Origin of the sequence: Pseudomonas sp. KCJK9000, assembly GCF_046230725.1 — a bacterium.
In the GTDB taxonomy this organism is placed as follows: Bacteria; Pseudomonadota; Gammaproteobacteria; order Pseudomonadales; family Pseudomonadaceae; genus Aquipseudomonas; species Aquipseudomonas promysalinigenes.
The window spans coordinates 1-12,390 of the sequence record NZ_JBJJLN010000081.1; the positions used below are offsets into that span (position 1 = coordinate 1).

Sequence of the window (12,390 nt, forward strand, 5' to 3'; positions counted from 1 at the left end):
ACTGTGGGATACTATTCAGATAGATATACCTCATCTTGAGGGTGCCATGAGTCAATTGCCTGCCGAAATAACAGAAGGCTTAGTTCCAGCAAGCTATTTAAATACTGAAAGATTGATACTTGGCTTGATTCCAAAAATCTAGCCGTCGACCAGCTACTGGTTAATGTTAATAAACTGTTGAGGTTACCTAGCGTTCAAGCCGGCGAACTATGTTGCACGAAGTCCTTCAAGAGTCGAGCTATAAGTTCGATTGGAGTCAAAGTTTGCTCTATGCAGTGATGTCTGTAAATTCGGATTTCACTAATTCTAGAAATATGGCTGTTCAGGGTGATGTATTGTATGCCAGCCATCCATAGACTCACCTTCGGTCCGGTTTAATAGGCTGCAATTCGAGTAGGATTACTTAGATCCATATCTTGGATCATAGCTCTGGCTTAGCATATTAGTACAGTGTTAGGCCATACTTTTCATCCGTAAGGAAGTGTTTAGTTCTTAAGTTGATCCTCGTGCATGATCGTTTAGACCTGTAGTCGTCGTTCGGGATGGGCGGAAGCTCGCCACGCTCAACTTGTCCACGAACATATACCGCGTATTCAGCCAGAACCTGCTGATCAATCCGCCACGCATCATGAACCCCAAGCCCTTCTTCAGGCCGGCACCCATTTCCGGACCAATCTCATGCCAGCCTCAATATGTACGCCTCCCAATCCTCGCCCCACGTCATCCCGCCAAGAATGTTGAGTGTTATCAGGGATCAAGGCCCCTGCGACCTGTGGGGAATGTCCACTACGCGGAACTGGCGGCTCCTTACGACCAAGAGCAAGGGCATCTCATGATCTGGCCTCCTGAGCACCATTACCGGTGGGCGGGTGGAGGCTGCATTGGCTGACGAGACCAGTGCCGCGAGATCCTGAGCCAGGTGCAAGCAGCACTGCGATGACCGGGGCATGCCTGACTGTCAGTCAGGTGCAGTCCATTCCTAGGGCTGCGGCACCATCATCTACAGCGCTGTTGCTGGTGACATCGGCGTTTGTCACGCCGATTGTCACGAGGGGGAATGCCGCAAAGCCTTGTGCGATCAGGGCTGCAGCAGTGGTAGAAGTGCCCGTCTCTTTCCAGAAGAAAGAGACGGGCACAGGCTGGCGCAATATTCGGCCAAGCGGATAGGTTGCTGCAGGGCAGCGAGGTACGGTGTATCTGGCGCACGAGCGATATATGTGTAAGAGCATCCATCACATGGGTAGTGACCGGGCGAGCTGCCGGATGCGAATCGCCCTTGGTAAAAACCACCGCCAGAGCGGCGTGACCTTTAAGGTTCGGGTCACCTGGGTTGCTGTCATCGACAGCGCTTGCAACTCCCGGTCTACGCCTGTGGGCAATGTTCGTCAAGCAAAGCGATTTCAGGGGTTTAGCGCCTGTGGCTAGAACTATCTCCCGGTGGACATCTGTGGTTTTCCACAGACGTACGCTGTGCCAGCGGTTTTTTTTCTTAGGTATGGTCCTTTCAAACGGTGCGGCTTTGCAGCCCCGTTTGAAAGGACTCGCGCGGAGGAGCTTCATGCGGTGCTGTGGGTAACTTCACAGCGAGTTGAGGTGGTGGTGCGGCGGGTTACCCGGTCCTCTTGGCACTGCGAAGCCGCGTGACGTTCTCGCCCGTCTGCTTGGCAAACTCATGCGGCGTCACATGGTCCTCGCGGTTCGCCTCTATAAACCGGCTCCACCAGCTCATCATCATCCGGCGCTCTTCAAGGAACTCAGCCTTGTGGGTATAAGCGGCCCGTACGTTGTTGCGTTCCTTGTGGCTCATCTGTCGCTCGATAGCCGTCTCCGACCACAGCCCGGACTCGACCAGCGCACTGCACGCCATGGCTCGGAACCCGTGGCCGCAGATATCCACCTTGGTGTCGTAGCCCATCGTTCTGAGTGCGGCATTCACCGTGTTCTCGGACATCGGTTTCCACGGTTTGGCATCCCCCGCGAACACCAGGTCGAACTTGCCGGTGATCGCGTGGATCTGCTCAAGCAAGGCCATTGCCTGTGGCGATAAGGGTACAACGTGGATATCCCCGGCCATTTTTGTACCCCTTGTGGAAAAGGGTACTCCGTCCAGCGCCGGGCGGGTGTCGGGGATCTCCTAGATGCCACGCTTGAGGTCAAACTCGTTCCAACGGGCGAAGCGCAGTTCACTGGAGCGCACGAACACGTGCAGCGATAGCATCACCGTGAGGCGCGTGAGCGGGCGACCTTTGTAGCCGTCGATACGCGCCTGTAGCTCAGGCAACCGCGAAAAGGGTAGTGCGGGTCGATGTGTAACCCGTGGCGTTTTGATCGAGCCATCGAGATCGTGAGCCGGGTTCGCCGTGATCAGTCGCAGCCGTTTGGCTTCGCGCATGATGCTTTGCAGGTAGTTCTTGATCCTCAGCGCCAAGTCGATGGTGCCGCGCTTAGTCACAGCCTCCAGTGGCTGCATGAGGTCGTGGGTGTCCAACTCAACGATTGCCCTGGCACCTAACAATGGGAATACGTGAGTCTTCAACCGGCTGAGTACGGTCTTGGCGTGGCCCGGCGCCCACTTGGGCACCATCCCGGCATACCAATCGAGCGCAACGCTTTCGAAGGTACGGCCATTGATTACGGCTTGCACCTTGGCCTGCTGCTCGGATTGGATGGGGTCAATGCCGTTGGCGAGCTGCTGTTTGAGCTCGAAGCGCTTGTGGCGAGCGTCAGCCAGCCCGACCACCGGGTAATTGCCGAGTGAGGTCAGGCCCTCGCGACCATCGGGCTTCACGTACCTGAGCCGCCAGCCTTTGCGACCGTTGGGCTTCACGAGCAGGTAAAGGCCATCGCCGTCAAAAAGCTTGTACTCACGTTCGCGAGCCTTTGCAGTGCGGCAGGCGTTGTCGGTAAGGGAGCCGTTGTGCGAGCCATAAGGGTACTTTCCAATGTCGAATTGGTAGGTATCCTTAAAAGTACCCTTATTAGCGCTGGCTACCCTCGGAATCCGACGGAACGCCAAAACGAAAAAACCCGCCATAAGGCGGGTTTTTCGGGGGTTCCAGAGATTTTGAAAGCTTTCTATGGAACCTTGAATGGTGCCGGCACCAGGAATCGAACCCGGGACCTACTGATTACAAGTCAGTTGCTCTACCATCTGAGCTATACCGGCAATGGGGCGTCATTATAACGATCGTTTGGCGCCTGTAAACCACTTAGTTGCGATAAAGCGAAAATGACCTAAGTCACCGAGCTAAAAGGAGAAATTTCCTACCAGCCGCGGTGGATGGTATTGACGTTTGGCTCGCTCTTGCCGGGGTTGAAAATCAGCTTGTCGTTGTCGCAGCCACGCTTGCGGCAGGGGCTGTCGGTGCGCAGGGGCAGGCCGTAGTCACCGCCCAGTTGCATGCCGGGGGTGTTCCAGTCCAGGCTGCTGGCGGGGTGCTCGGCGGGGCTGTGGCTGCAGGCGCTCAAGGCCAGGGTCAGGGCCAGCAGGGCGAGGGGTTTGGCGTAGGTCACGATGGTGTAGTCCGTTAGTCCATGGTCGAATCCGGCGCAACGCCAGATGGTCGCAAGGCTGGCGGGCAGCGTGCGACTAGCTTTCAATATTTTGGGGGGCGGATCATACACCGGGAACGCGCCGTGTGGGGAACCTGCCTATCAATGACTGGGCTGATTTGTGAGGAAATTCCTAAGTTAAGACCAAATGCTTCAGGATTTTGAGGTTTGGGAATTATCCTACGCTGCTAGTCGAGCCTTCACTGTTGGCGGGAAGGTGGCCCAGGGATAACGTTTCCGGGTTACCAAATCCTGGTGACCGGGTGTGAGAAACCCGATAAGGAGTTACTGGCTAGCCAGTCTATGGCGGTTGTACACGGGCAGACTTCGGTCTGGCCGAGCTTTGTAGCTCCCTCGGTTTTCTCACCCCGTGTACGACCGCCACCTTAATTCGTGAGAAAAATTGATGTGGTGGTTCCTCTCATGGAGCTGCTTGCATGAAAAAGATCGTCCCCGATCCACCCCATCCGCTTGTCCAAACCCCGTATTTCTCTGTCCACAGCGACATCTCCCCCGAAGACGCCTTCGTCCACGGCATCGAACTCATGCGCGGTGTGGTCGAAACCATCGATGAACATTGCCGCCTCCACGCCGGTGAGCCAGGCTTGACCACGCTGGCCAACGCCGCTTCTGCCGTCGATTCGGCCTTGATACTGTTCCAGCACGCGCTGGCGACCTTGAGCGATGCAGGGGAGCAGCGCGATGAATGATGCCGAAACCGCCAAACCCATCCACACCGCCGGCATGGCGACGTTCCTGGAAGCGGGCAACCCGCCAATGAACCTACTGCGTGTGCAGCCGGGTATCCCGGTCGATCATGCTTACGAACATGTGTCGATCCTGCTGGGCTATATCAAGCACTTGGTTCGTGAAGGGGACATGGAGGATGACCACAAGCTGCTGGGCGCCTCGGATTATCTGCTGGGCATGGCCAAAGCGCTAATGAACGACATCGAGTTGGCCAAGCAAAAAGCACTCAGGTAGCCCACCAGGCCCGCTGCAACCCAGCGGGCTTTGCCTAATCGAATTTTGGTTTATGCACAAGAGGCATTACCGCCTTGCGCGAAACGCAGGCCGCTCGCCCTAACCACTGGTCTTTGCGCAAACGCCTGTTTTTGCTGGGCTTCAGCCGCGCCGCTGCATAAGCACAAGCCTTGAAATAGCGAAGTGATCCAACAGGTAATCACAAGCTTGTTCACAGAGTTATCCACAGGTTGTGCTGCGGCGATTGGTCACGTTCTGCCAGCAGCAGCAGGTTGCGCGGGGTCAGTGGATAGGCGCAGAAAGTCCCCAAGCGAACATCGTAGCCTTGCTCGCGCAAGTACAGCGCGCGGTCCAGCACCAGCCACAGTTCCAGTGGGCGACGGAACAGGTTGCGCAACCGCTCCAGGTTGCGCACCTCGGCCAGGCGTTGCCAGCCTGCGGCCTCCAGCGCGGCCCAGTCCGGGGTGGTGCTGATCGGCACCGCTCGCAGCGCCGCCAGCTCGCGGCAGTACTGCTCGAACGGCTTGGCCAACCAGGCCACCGGCAGCGATGGGGTAGGCAGGTATTCATCGCACTGACGCTGTGTGCGTTGCAGCAGGTCGAAGCCCAGGCGGCGGGCCATGGAGCAGTCGCGTTGGTGGCGCACGCGGGCGCCAGCCGTGACGGTCTCGCTCAGCGGCAGGCCGAGGTCGGTGATGCTCAGGTGCAGCGCCGAACCCTGCGCGGCTGTGGATAACGGCTGATAGCGATCGCCGCCGATGCGGTTGTAGCAGCAGGGGGCCAAGGCCAGGTGGCGGCAGCCTTGCTGGCTGGCCTCGCGCAGCAGGTGAACGTGCAGGTCACCGCAGGCATGCAGGGCGACCACGCTTTTGTCCTGCCCCAGGTGCTGGCGGCTGCCGGTAGCCATGACATCTTGGTGAACATGGTTTGCAGGCAGGTGATGGTGATCGCTCAGCGCCTGGCCTGCTGCGACCAGTTCGGCGTCGTACTCAAGGCATGTCAGCTGCTGGCCCGGTTGCAGCAAGCGCCGGCCCAGGTGGCCTTTACCGGCGCACCAGTCCAGCCAATGGCGAGTCTGCTCGCGAAAGCTCACGCGGCGGCTGAAGGCTTCGATCTGCTGCCATTTGCGGCCTGGCACATTGGCGTCCAGACGGTGCCCGGCGCTGGGCAGGCCGGTGTCCGGGAGCTCGCCCACGGCTGCCAGCTGTTCGGCTTGTGTGGCCAGTTGCGGGAACGGGGCGGGCAGTTGCGCTGGGGCAACGTCGGCCTCTGCGTCGGCCAGGGTACAGCCGCGCAGATAGGCGGCAAGCTCAGGATGGCTGGCTTCCCAATCCAGCCGCAGGGCGGTGAAGGGCCTGGGTTTCCACAGTGCCTGGTGCTCGGTCAGGAACTGGTCGAGGGCCTTGAAGCGGGCATGCAACTGGTGGCTGTGCAGGTAGCTGGGCATGGGGGCTTGAGGCGAGGGTGGGTTTGTCGGGCCTACTCGCGGGGGGCTCGCCCCTACAGACGTGCGCTTGGCTCAAGGTTCGCGCAATGGCTGTGGGAGCGGGTTCACCCGCGAATGCGATAGTACGGCTCAGCGGCCCTGGCAGGCGTCCACGCGCAACCAGCGTTCGAGCAGCTTGAAGCCTTGCACCAACACGAACGAGATCACCAGGTAGAACACACCGGCTGCGAAGAAGATCTCCACCGGCAGGTAGGTCCGGGCGATGATGGTACGGGCCATGCCGGTCAGCTCCAGCAGGGTCACGGTGCTGGCCAGGGCACTGGCCTTGAGCATCAGGATCACTTCGTTGCTGTAGGCCGGCAGGCCGATGCGCGCAGCGCGCGGCAGCATGATGTAGAACAGCGTCTTGCCCCGGGACATGCCCAGCGCCCGCGCCGCTTCTATCTCACCTTTGGGGATCGACTGCAGCGCACCGCGCAGGATCTCGGCGATGTAGGCAGCGGTGTGCAGCGTCATGGTCAGTACCGTGCACCAGAACGGGTCGCGCAGGTACGGCCACAGCGAGCTGGCGCGCACGGCATCGAACTGGGCCAGGCCGTAGTACACCAAGAACAGCTGCACCAGCAGCGGCGTGCCGCGGAAGAAGAAGATGTAGCTGAACGGCACCGCGCGTACGTACCAGTGGCGCGAGGAGCGGGCGATACCCAGGGGGATGGCCAGAATCAACCCGGCGACTACGGCGATGGCCACCAGCTCCAGGGTCAGGGTCGCGCCCTGGGCCAAGCGCGGCAGCCACTTGATGATGACTTCCCAATTCATTGTTCGGCCCTCGCAAAGCCGCGAGCGGCGCGTTTTTCCATGAAGTGCATGCCGGTCATGGCAATGATGGTCAGGCTCAGGTAAATGCAGGCGGCAACCATGTAGAAGGTGAATGGCTGTTTGGTCACGGTCACGCCGATCTGGGCATGGCGCATGATTTCTTCCAGGCCGATCACCGATACCAGCGCGGTGTCCTTCATCAGGATCATGAACAGGTTGCCAAGGCCGGGCAGGGCGATGCGCCACATCTGCGGCAGGATGATCCGCGACAGAATACGGCCCTTGGAAAGGCCCAGCGCCATGCCGGCTTCACGGTGGCCCTTGGGGATGGCCAGGATCGCGCCACGGAACACTTCTGTGGCGTAGGCGCCAAAGCACAGCCCCAAGGCAATAACGCCCGCGGCAAAGGCACTGAGTTCCAGGCCCGGCATGTTCAGGGCTTCGCCCAAGGCGTTCATCAGCCCAACGGTGCCGAAATAGATGAGCAGCACCCATAGCAGCTCGGGCACGCCGCGAACCAGGGTGGAGTAAAAGCCGCCCAGCCACCGCAGTGGCGTGACGGTAGATGTTTTGGCCAGGGCGCCGAGCAGGCCCAGCACCAGCCCCAGCAGCAAAGCGCAAAGCGCCAGTTTTACGGTCATCAGCGTGCCAGCCATCATGGCCGGGCCGAATCCGTGCAGGTCGATATTCATGGGCAGGTCATTCTAGGGACTGGCGCGCCGCATGGGCGCGCCGGTCAGGGTGGGTCACTCGATGCTGAACGGGAAGTACTTGTCGTTGATCTTCTTGTACGTACCGTCGGCTTTGATTTCTGCCAGGGCTTTGTTCAACTCGTCGCGCAGCTTGGTGTCACCTTTGCGCACGGCGATACCGATTTTGTCGCTGTCCATCACCGGCTCGCCCTTGAACTCGAAGTTCATGCCGTCTTTGCTCTTGAGCCACTCGTACTGCACATACTTGTCGGCCAGGATGCCATCGATGCGGCCAGACACCAGGTCCAGGTAGGCGTTTTCCTGGGTGTCGTAGAGCTTGACCTCTACATCCGGGTAGTTGTCTTCAAGGTAGGTGCCGGCCAGGGTGGCGCGCTGGGTGCCGATCACCTTGCCCTTGAGCGAAGCCTTGTCAGTCTTGAAGTCGACGTTCTTCGGTGCGATGAACTGCAGCTTGTTGGAGTAGTACGGGTCGGTGAAATCGACCGCCTGCTTGCGCTCGTCGGTGATCGACAGCGACGACACCAGGAAGTCGAACTTCTTGGCGTTCAGGGCTGGGATGATGCCGTCCCAGTCGGAGGTCACCACCGAGCATTCGACCTTCATCTTGGCGCACAGGGCGTCGCCGATGTCTTTGTCGAAGCCGACGACGTTACCGCTGGCATCCTTGTTGTTGAACGGTGGGTAGGCGGCTTCGATACCCATGCGCAGTTTTTCCGCGGCCATGGCGTTTGCCGACATCACCAGGGTGGCAGCGGCTGCCAGGAGGAACTTCTTGTAAGTGTGCATGTATTGCTCCGTTAGCGGTGGCTGGACATGAATTGCTTGCAACGCGCCGAGGTCGGGTTTTCGAAGACCTGCTGTGGCGATCCTTGCTCTTCAACCAGGCCCTGGTGCAGGAAGACCACTTCACTGGACACCTGGCGGGCAAAGTTCATCTCGTGCGTCACCAGCAGCATGGTACGGCCTTCTTCGGCCAATGCGCGGATAACGTTAAGCACTTCCTGGACCATTTCCGGATCGAGCGCCGAAGTTGGCTCGTCGAACAGGATCACCTTGGGCCTCATGGCCAGGGTACGGGCGATGGCAGCACGCTGTTGCTGGCCACCGGATAGCTGGGCGGGGTAGCTGTGACGCTTGTCGTAGATGCCAACCTTGTTCAGCAGGGCTTCGGCCGCTTCGGTGGCCTCGGCCTTGCTCTGGCCAAGCACCCGGCGTGGCGCCTCGATGATGTTGTCGAGGATCGACATGTGCGGCCACAGGTTGAAGTTCTGGAAGACAAAGCCGATTTCGCTGCGCAGGCGGTTGATCTGGCGGTTGTCGGCGGCGATCAGGTCGCCGTTCTTTGCGGCCTTGAGCTTGAGGCTCTCGCCGGCAACCAGGATTTCGCCCTGGTGGGGGTTTTCCAGCAGGTTGATGCAGCGCAGCAGGGTGGACTTGCCGGAGCCGGACGACCCCAGGATGGAGATCACGTCACCGTCGCGCGCGGTCAGCGATATGCCTTTGAGAATTTCCTGCTCGCCGTAGCGTTTGTGCAAATTGCGGATTTCCAGCGCGGGCGTGGCCTGGGCCATGTGCGGTCCTCATGTGATCGGGTGCGTTCCCAGCTGTTGGCGGCCTTCCTGGCGAGCGCCACGCTAGCATAGCGGCATTGGACGGCCAACAGGGTCGCAGGGGGCTCAAGGCTTTGCCGGGGCAGTTTGTCGCATCGTTGCAGTGCAACGTCGCGCAGATGTCCGCAAAGGGGTGCGCCGGCTCCATTGCCTTGATGAAAAAAGGCGCGATGGTGCCATTTTTGGCCGGTGCTGGGAAGCTGTTTTAGCCCTGTCGCTCAGTGGCGCGGGGCCAGGCAGGTGCGACTGGGGCGTCTGAAGTTGAGGTATTGGGTTGTACCTGGGGTTGCACTAATGTGCTTTGCAGTGGTGCATAGGTGTTACCTAGGAGCACCTTTGGTGCGTTTGTAAGTGGGTATTTCAGTAATCCACCGTTTGCAGCATCCTTCAACGGCCTTTCGGTCAAACCCTGGCCGAATGGGCTGCAAACCGCGCCCTACAAGGAGTAATGGGTCTGTCAGACGAGTGTGCCTCATACCTGGCGCGCTAATTGCCAGTAGCCATACGCCGATTGCAGCGATGCCTAGGTCAACCCCAGGTGCGCTCTGTTTCCGCAGTCGGCGTGGTCCACTCCTTACAAAGGTAGTTTTGATGAGCGGTAACAATTCCAATGACCTCGCTCAGGGGCTCAAACAACGGCATGTCACCATGCTGTCCATTGCTGGCGTCATCGGCGCCGGTCTTTTCGTAGGTTCCGGCCACGCCATCGCAGCCGCCGGCCCGGCCGTGCTGCTGGCCTATGCCGCCGCCGGCACCTTGGTGGTGCTGGTCATGCGCATGCTGGGCGAAATGGCTGTCGCCTCGCCGGATACCGGGTCTTTCTCCACCTATGCCGACCGCGCCATTGGCCGTTGGGCTGGGTTCACAATCGGTTGGTTGTACTGGTGGTTCTGGGTGCTGGTCATTCCTTTGGAGGCCAACGCAGCGGCGGCCATCCTTCACGCCTGGTTCCCGTCTGTGGACCTGTGGGCCTTCTCCCTCCTTATTACCCTGGCGCTGACCCTGACCAACCTGTGCAGCGTGAAGAATTACGGTGAGTTCGAGTTCTGGTTCGCCTTGCTCAAGGTGCTGGCCATCATCGGCTTCATCGTGGTCGGTTGCATCGCCATGTTCGGCTTCGTGCCAAGCAGCCAGGTCAGCGGTGCTTCGCATCTGTTCGATACCCAGGGCTTCATGCCCAATGGCTTGGGCGCTGTGCTTGCGGCCATGCTGACCACCATGTTCTCGTTCATGGGCACCGAAATCGTCACCATCGCAGCTGCCGAATCGAAAGACCCAGGCAAGCAGATCAGCCGTGCCACCAACTCGGTGATCTGGCGTATCTGCCTGTTCTACCTGGTGTCGATCTTCTTGGTGGTGGCGCTGGTACCTTGGAATGACCCGGCCCTGGCCGAAGTGGGTTCCTATCAGACAGTGCTCAGCCGTATCGGCGTGCCGAATGCCAAGTTGATCGTCGACATCGTGGTGCTGGTCGCTGTCACCAGCTGCTTGAACTCGGCGCTGTACACGTCTTCGCGGATGTTGTTCTCGCTCAGCAAACGTGGCGACGCTCCGGCCATTGCCCAGCGCACCACCAAGGCTGCCACGCCCCATGTGGCCGTGCTGCTGTCCACCGCTGCGGCATTCCTTTGCGTGTTCGCCAACTACGTGGCGCCGGCGCAGGTATTCGAGTTCTTGCTGGCAAGCTCTGGCGCCATCGCGCTGCTGGTGTACTTGGTGATTGCAGTGTCGCAGCTGCGCATGCGTAGCCAGCGCGAAGCCCGCGGCGAGAAGATCGTGTTCAAGATGTGGCTGTTCCCGGGCCTGACCTGGGCGACCATTGCCTTCATCGTTGCCGTGCTGGCGGTGATGGCACTGCGTGAGGATCACCGGGCCGAGATCATCGCGACTGCGCTGCTGAGCATTGGCGTGGTGGCGGCGGGCTTGCTGGTGCACCGCAAGCGTGAAGCGGCCGCGCGGGTGGCGCTGGACAACTGATTCGCGCTGTTTGAAATGAAAAGGCCGCGTCCTTGGCAGGGCGCGGCCTTGTTGTTTTCACGCAAGCCTAAAGGCTCAAAGCAGGACGTCAGCCGAACTGCTTCTGCTGTTGCTGCTGCTTGGCCACCAGCTCGGAGGCGGCGATGTAAGCTTGCTGGAACTCATCGCTCTCCAGCCAGGCCATGGTGGTGTCCTCGTCGGCGCCGTCCAGCCAGGTGCGGTAGGCGTTGAACACCAGCACGATGTAGTCGGTGGCGTGCTCTTCTTTGTGGCCTTTGAGTACCAGGGCCAGCAGCGGGTCCACCAGGAACACCGAGATCATCGCCACCAGGCTGGTTTCCTGGGCGGCTTTCATCTTCTCGAACAGCTCTTTGTAGCTGTCGGTCTCCATGGCCTTGCTGAACACCTGCTCGATGCTCGCGCTGTCACCGGCACTGGCTTTGACTGCCTGGCCGCTGCGCACCATGCGGTTCTGCTTGGCCTTGCTGGCGGCGCGCTTGGCGCGTTTCTGTTGCTTTGACGTGGTGGCCATGGCTCATCCTGGGGGTGTTCTGAAAGTGCGCGTATTGAAGCGCAGCCGCCCAGGCTATTCAACTGGCTAGCGGTGTTGCTTGGTTTTGCTCGAGCGGCGGGGAAGGGGCCAGGTTTCAATGGCCAACAGGGTCGGTACTTCACGAAGGTGAAATCCCAGACAACAAAAAACCCGCACTGGGCGGGTTTCTTGTTGTCGCTTCGGGTAACTTTGCAACCACCAGAAGCTTGAAGGTGGTGCCCAGAGACGGAGTCGAACCGCCGACACGAGGATTTTCAATCCTCTGCTCTACCGACTGAGCTATCTGGGCGACGAGGTGAATTAAATAGATTTTCAGACCGCCCGTCAACGACTTTTTGAAAAAATTTTAAATTAATTCCGTCGCTTACGATCCGTGGGGTCATTCGGCCGGTGGAACGTAACCTTCGGCCTGAGCGTATTCCTCGCCCGCGAAAAACTTGTCCATCTCGACCTGGAGGAATTTGCGGTCCTCGCCGTTCATCATGTTCAGGCGCTTCTCATTGATCAGCATGGTCTGGTGTTTCTTCCAGTCTTCCCAAGCCTTTTCCGAGATGTGGTCATAGATGTCCTGACCTTTTGCGCCAGGGTACGGCGGGCGGGGCCGGACCGGGGGCTTCTCTTTGTATTTGCGGCGCAACTCGGGGCGGGTTATTTTGCTTCTCCTTCCCACAGGTCGTTGTCCTCGCGGTTTTGCAGATTCTTGTCCCGGGGGCCGCGGCCCCGGCCCGGCGGGGG

11 protein-coding genes, 2 tRNA genes and 1 pseudogene are annotated in these 12,390 nt (G+C 59.6%); 3 read left to right on the forward strand and 11 right to left on the reverse strand.

Annotation, left to right across the window (positions count from 1 at the left end; translation table 11 throughout):
• Positions 1-1,609 precede the first annotated feature (1,609 nt).
• From ACK59H_RS21530 to ACK59H_RS21540, 3 genes and pseudogenes are all read right to left on the reverse strand, one after another.
• Positions 1,610-2,928, reverse strand: a pseudogene (locus ACK59H_RS21530) (tyrosine-type recombinase/integrase).
• 162 nt (positions 2,929-3,090) lie between these two features.
• Positions 3,091-3,166, reverse strand: a tRNA-Thr gene (locus ACK59H_RS21535).
• Positions 3,167-3,264: 98 nt separating this feature from the next.
• The gene (locus tag ACK59H_RS21540; protein WP_060478296.1) at positions 3,265-3,513 is read right to left on the reverse strand and encodes a hypothetical protein; all 249 of its coding nucleotides are present in this window, start codon (positions 3,511-3,513) and stop codon (positions 3,265-3,267) included.
• 476 nt (positions 3,514-3,989) lie between these two features.
• Here ACK59H_RS21540 and ACK59H_RS21545 point away from each other — a divergent pair, with 476 nt between their 5' ends.
• Both ACK59H_RS21545 and ACK59H_RS21550 read left to right on the forward strand, forming a co-directional pair.
• The gene (locus ACK59H_RS21545) at positions 3,990-4,262 is read left to right on the forward strand and encodes a hypothetical protein (protein WP_060478297.1); all 273 of its coding nucleotides are present in this window, start codon (positions 3,990-3,992) and stop codon (positions 4,260-4,262) included.
• Positions 4,255-4,536 carry a DUF3077 domain-containing protein gene (locus tag ACK59H_RS21550; RefSeq protein WP_060478298.1) on the forward strand — a complete coding sequence of 94 codons (282 nt, stop codon included), beginning with the start codon at positions 4,255-4,257 and terminating at the stop codon, positions 4,534-4,536. Before ACK59H_RS21545 ends, ACK59H_RS21550 begins: the two co-directional genes overlap by 8 nt.
• A 211-nt stretch (positions 4,537-4,747) precedes the next feature.
• Here the strand turns inward: ACK59H_RS21550 and ACK59H_RS21555 are convergent, their stop codons facing one another.
• The 5 genes from ACK59H_RS21555 to ACK59H_RS21575 all read right to left on the reverse strand — a co-directional run bounded on the left by ACK59H_RS21555 (position 4,748) and on the right by ACK59H_RS21575 (position 9,086).
• Positions 4,748-5,983: a methyltransferase gene (locus ACK59H_RS21555; RefSeq protein WP_060478299.1), complete on the reverse strand. Its 1,236-nt coding sequence runs from the start codon at positions 5,981-5,983 to the stop codon at positions 4,748-4,750.
• 129 nt (positions 5,984-6,112) lie between these two features.
• Positions 6,113-6,802 (reverse strand): ABC transporter permease, encoded by a 690-nt coding sequence (locus tag ACK59H_RS21560; protein WP_060478300.1) that lies wholly within the window; start codon positions 6,800-6,802, stop codon positions 6,113-6,115.
• Positions 6,799-7,494: an ABC transporter permease gene (locus ACK59H_RS21565; RefSeq protein WP_060478301.1), complete on the reverse strand. Its 696-nt coding sequence runs from the start codon at positions 7,492-7,494 to the stop codon at positions 6,799-6,801. The genes ACK59H_RS21560 and ACK59H_RS21565 overlap by 4 nt, the downstream gene beginning before the upstream one ends.
• Before the next feature lie 54 nt (positions 7,495-7,548).
• Positions 7,549-8,301 (reverse strand): ABC transporter substrate-binding protein, encoded by a 753-nt coding sequence (locus tag ACK59H_RS21570; protein ID WP_060478302.1) that lies wholly within the window; start codon positions 8,299-8,301, stop codon positions 7,549-7,551.
• A gap of 11 nt (positions 8,302-8,312) precedes the next feature.
• On the reverse strand, positions 8,313-9,086 hold the full coding sequence (locus ACK59H_RS21575) for an ABC transporter ATP-binding protein (protein ID WP_060478303.1): 774 nt from the start codon (positions 9,084-9,086) through the stop codon (positions 8,313-8,315).
• Between the two features lie 630 nt (positions 9,087-9,716).
• Here ACK59H_RS21575 and gabP point away from each other — a divergent pair.
• Positions 9,717-11,102 carry a GABA permease gene (gene gabP, locus ACK59H_RS21580; protein ID WP_060478304.1) on the forward strand — a complete coding sequence of 462 codons (1,386 nt, stop codon included), beginning with the start codon at positions 9,717-9,719 and terminating at the stop codon, positions 11,100-11,102.
• An 88-nt stretch (positions 11,103-11,190) separates the two neighbouring features.
• Here gabP and ACK59H_RS21585 read toward each other — a convergent pair whose 3' ends face one another.
• The 3 genes from ACK59H_RS21585 to ACK59H_RS21595 form a co-directional block, all read right to left on the reverse strand.
• Positions 11,191-11,634, reverse strand: coding sequence for a hypothetical protein (locus tag ACK59H_RS21585; protein WP_060478305.1), 444 nt, complete (start codon positions 11,632-11,634; stop codon positions 11,191-11,193).
• Between the two features lie 234 nt (positions 11,635-11,868).
• Positions 11,869-11,944, reverse strand: a tRNA-Phe gene (locus tag ACK59H_RS21590).
• Between the two features lie 90 nt (positions 11,945-12,034).
• A complete protein-coding gene (locus tag ACK59H_RS21595) occupies positions 12,035-12,307 on the reverse strand; it encodes an oxidative damage protection protein (protein ID WP_409264899.1) in 273 nt (90 codons plus the stop codon).
• Positions 12,308-12,390 lie beyond the last annotated feature (83 nt).

Excerpts from the sequence above, each read along its gene's own strand:
- ACK59H_RS21545 (WP_060478297.1), top strand. The coding sequence starts at position 3,990 with ATGAAAAAGATCGTCCCCGATCCACCCCATCCGCTTGTCCAAACCCCG.
- ACK59H_RS21550 (WP_060478298.1), top strand. The coding sequence starts at position 4,255 with ATGAATGATGCCGAAACCGCCAAACCCATCCACACCGCCGGCATGGCG.
- ACK59H_RS21555 (WP_060478299.1), bottom strand. The coding sequence starts at position 5,983 with ATGCCCAGCTACCTGCACAGCCACCAGTTGCATGCCCGCTTCAAGGCC.
- ACK59H_RS21560 (WP_060478300.1), bottom strand. The coding sequence starts at position 6,802 with ATGAATTGGGAAGTCATCATCAAGTGGCTGCCGCGCTTGGCCCAGGGC.
- ACK59H_RS21565 (WP_060478301.1), bottom strand. The coding sequence starts at position 7,494 with ATGAATATCGACCTGCACGGATTCGGCCCGGCCATGATGGCTGGCACG.
- ACK59H_RS21570 (WP_060478302.1), bottom strand. The coding sequence starts at position 8,301 with ATGCACACTTACAAGAAGTTCCTCCTGGCAGCCGCTGCCACCCTGGTG.
- ACK59H_RS21575 (WP_060478303.1), bottom strand. The coding sequence starts at position 9,086 with ATGGCCCAGGCCACGCCCGCGCTGGAAATCCGCAATTTGCACAAACGC.
- gabP (WP_060478304.1), top strand. The coding sequence starts at position 9,717 with ATGAGCGGTAACAATTCCAATGACCTCGCTCAGGGGCTCAAACAACGG.
- ACK59H_RS21585 (WP_060478305.1), bottom strand. The coding sequence starts at position 11,634 with ATGGCCACCACGTCAAAGCAACAGAAACGCGCCAAGCGCGCCGCCAGC.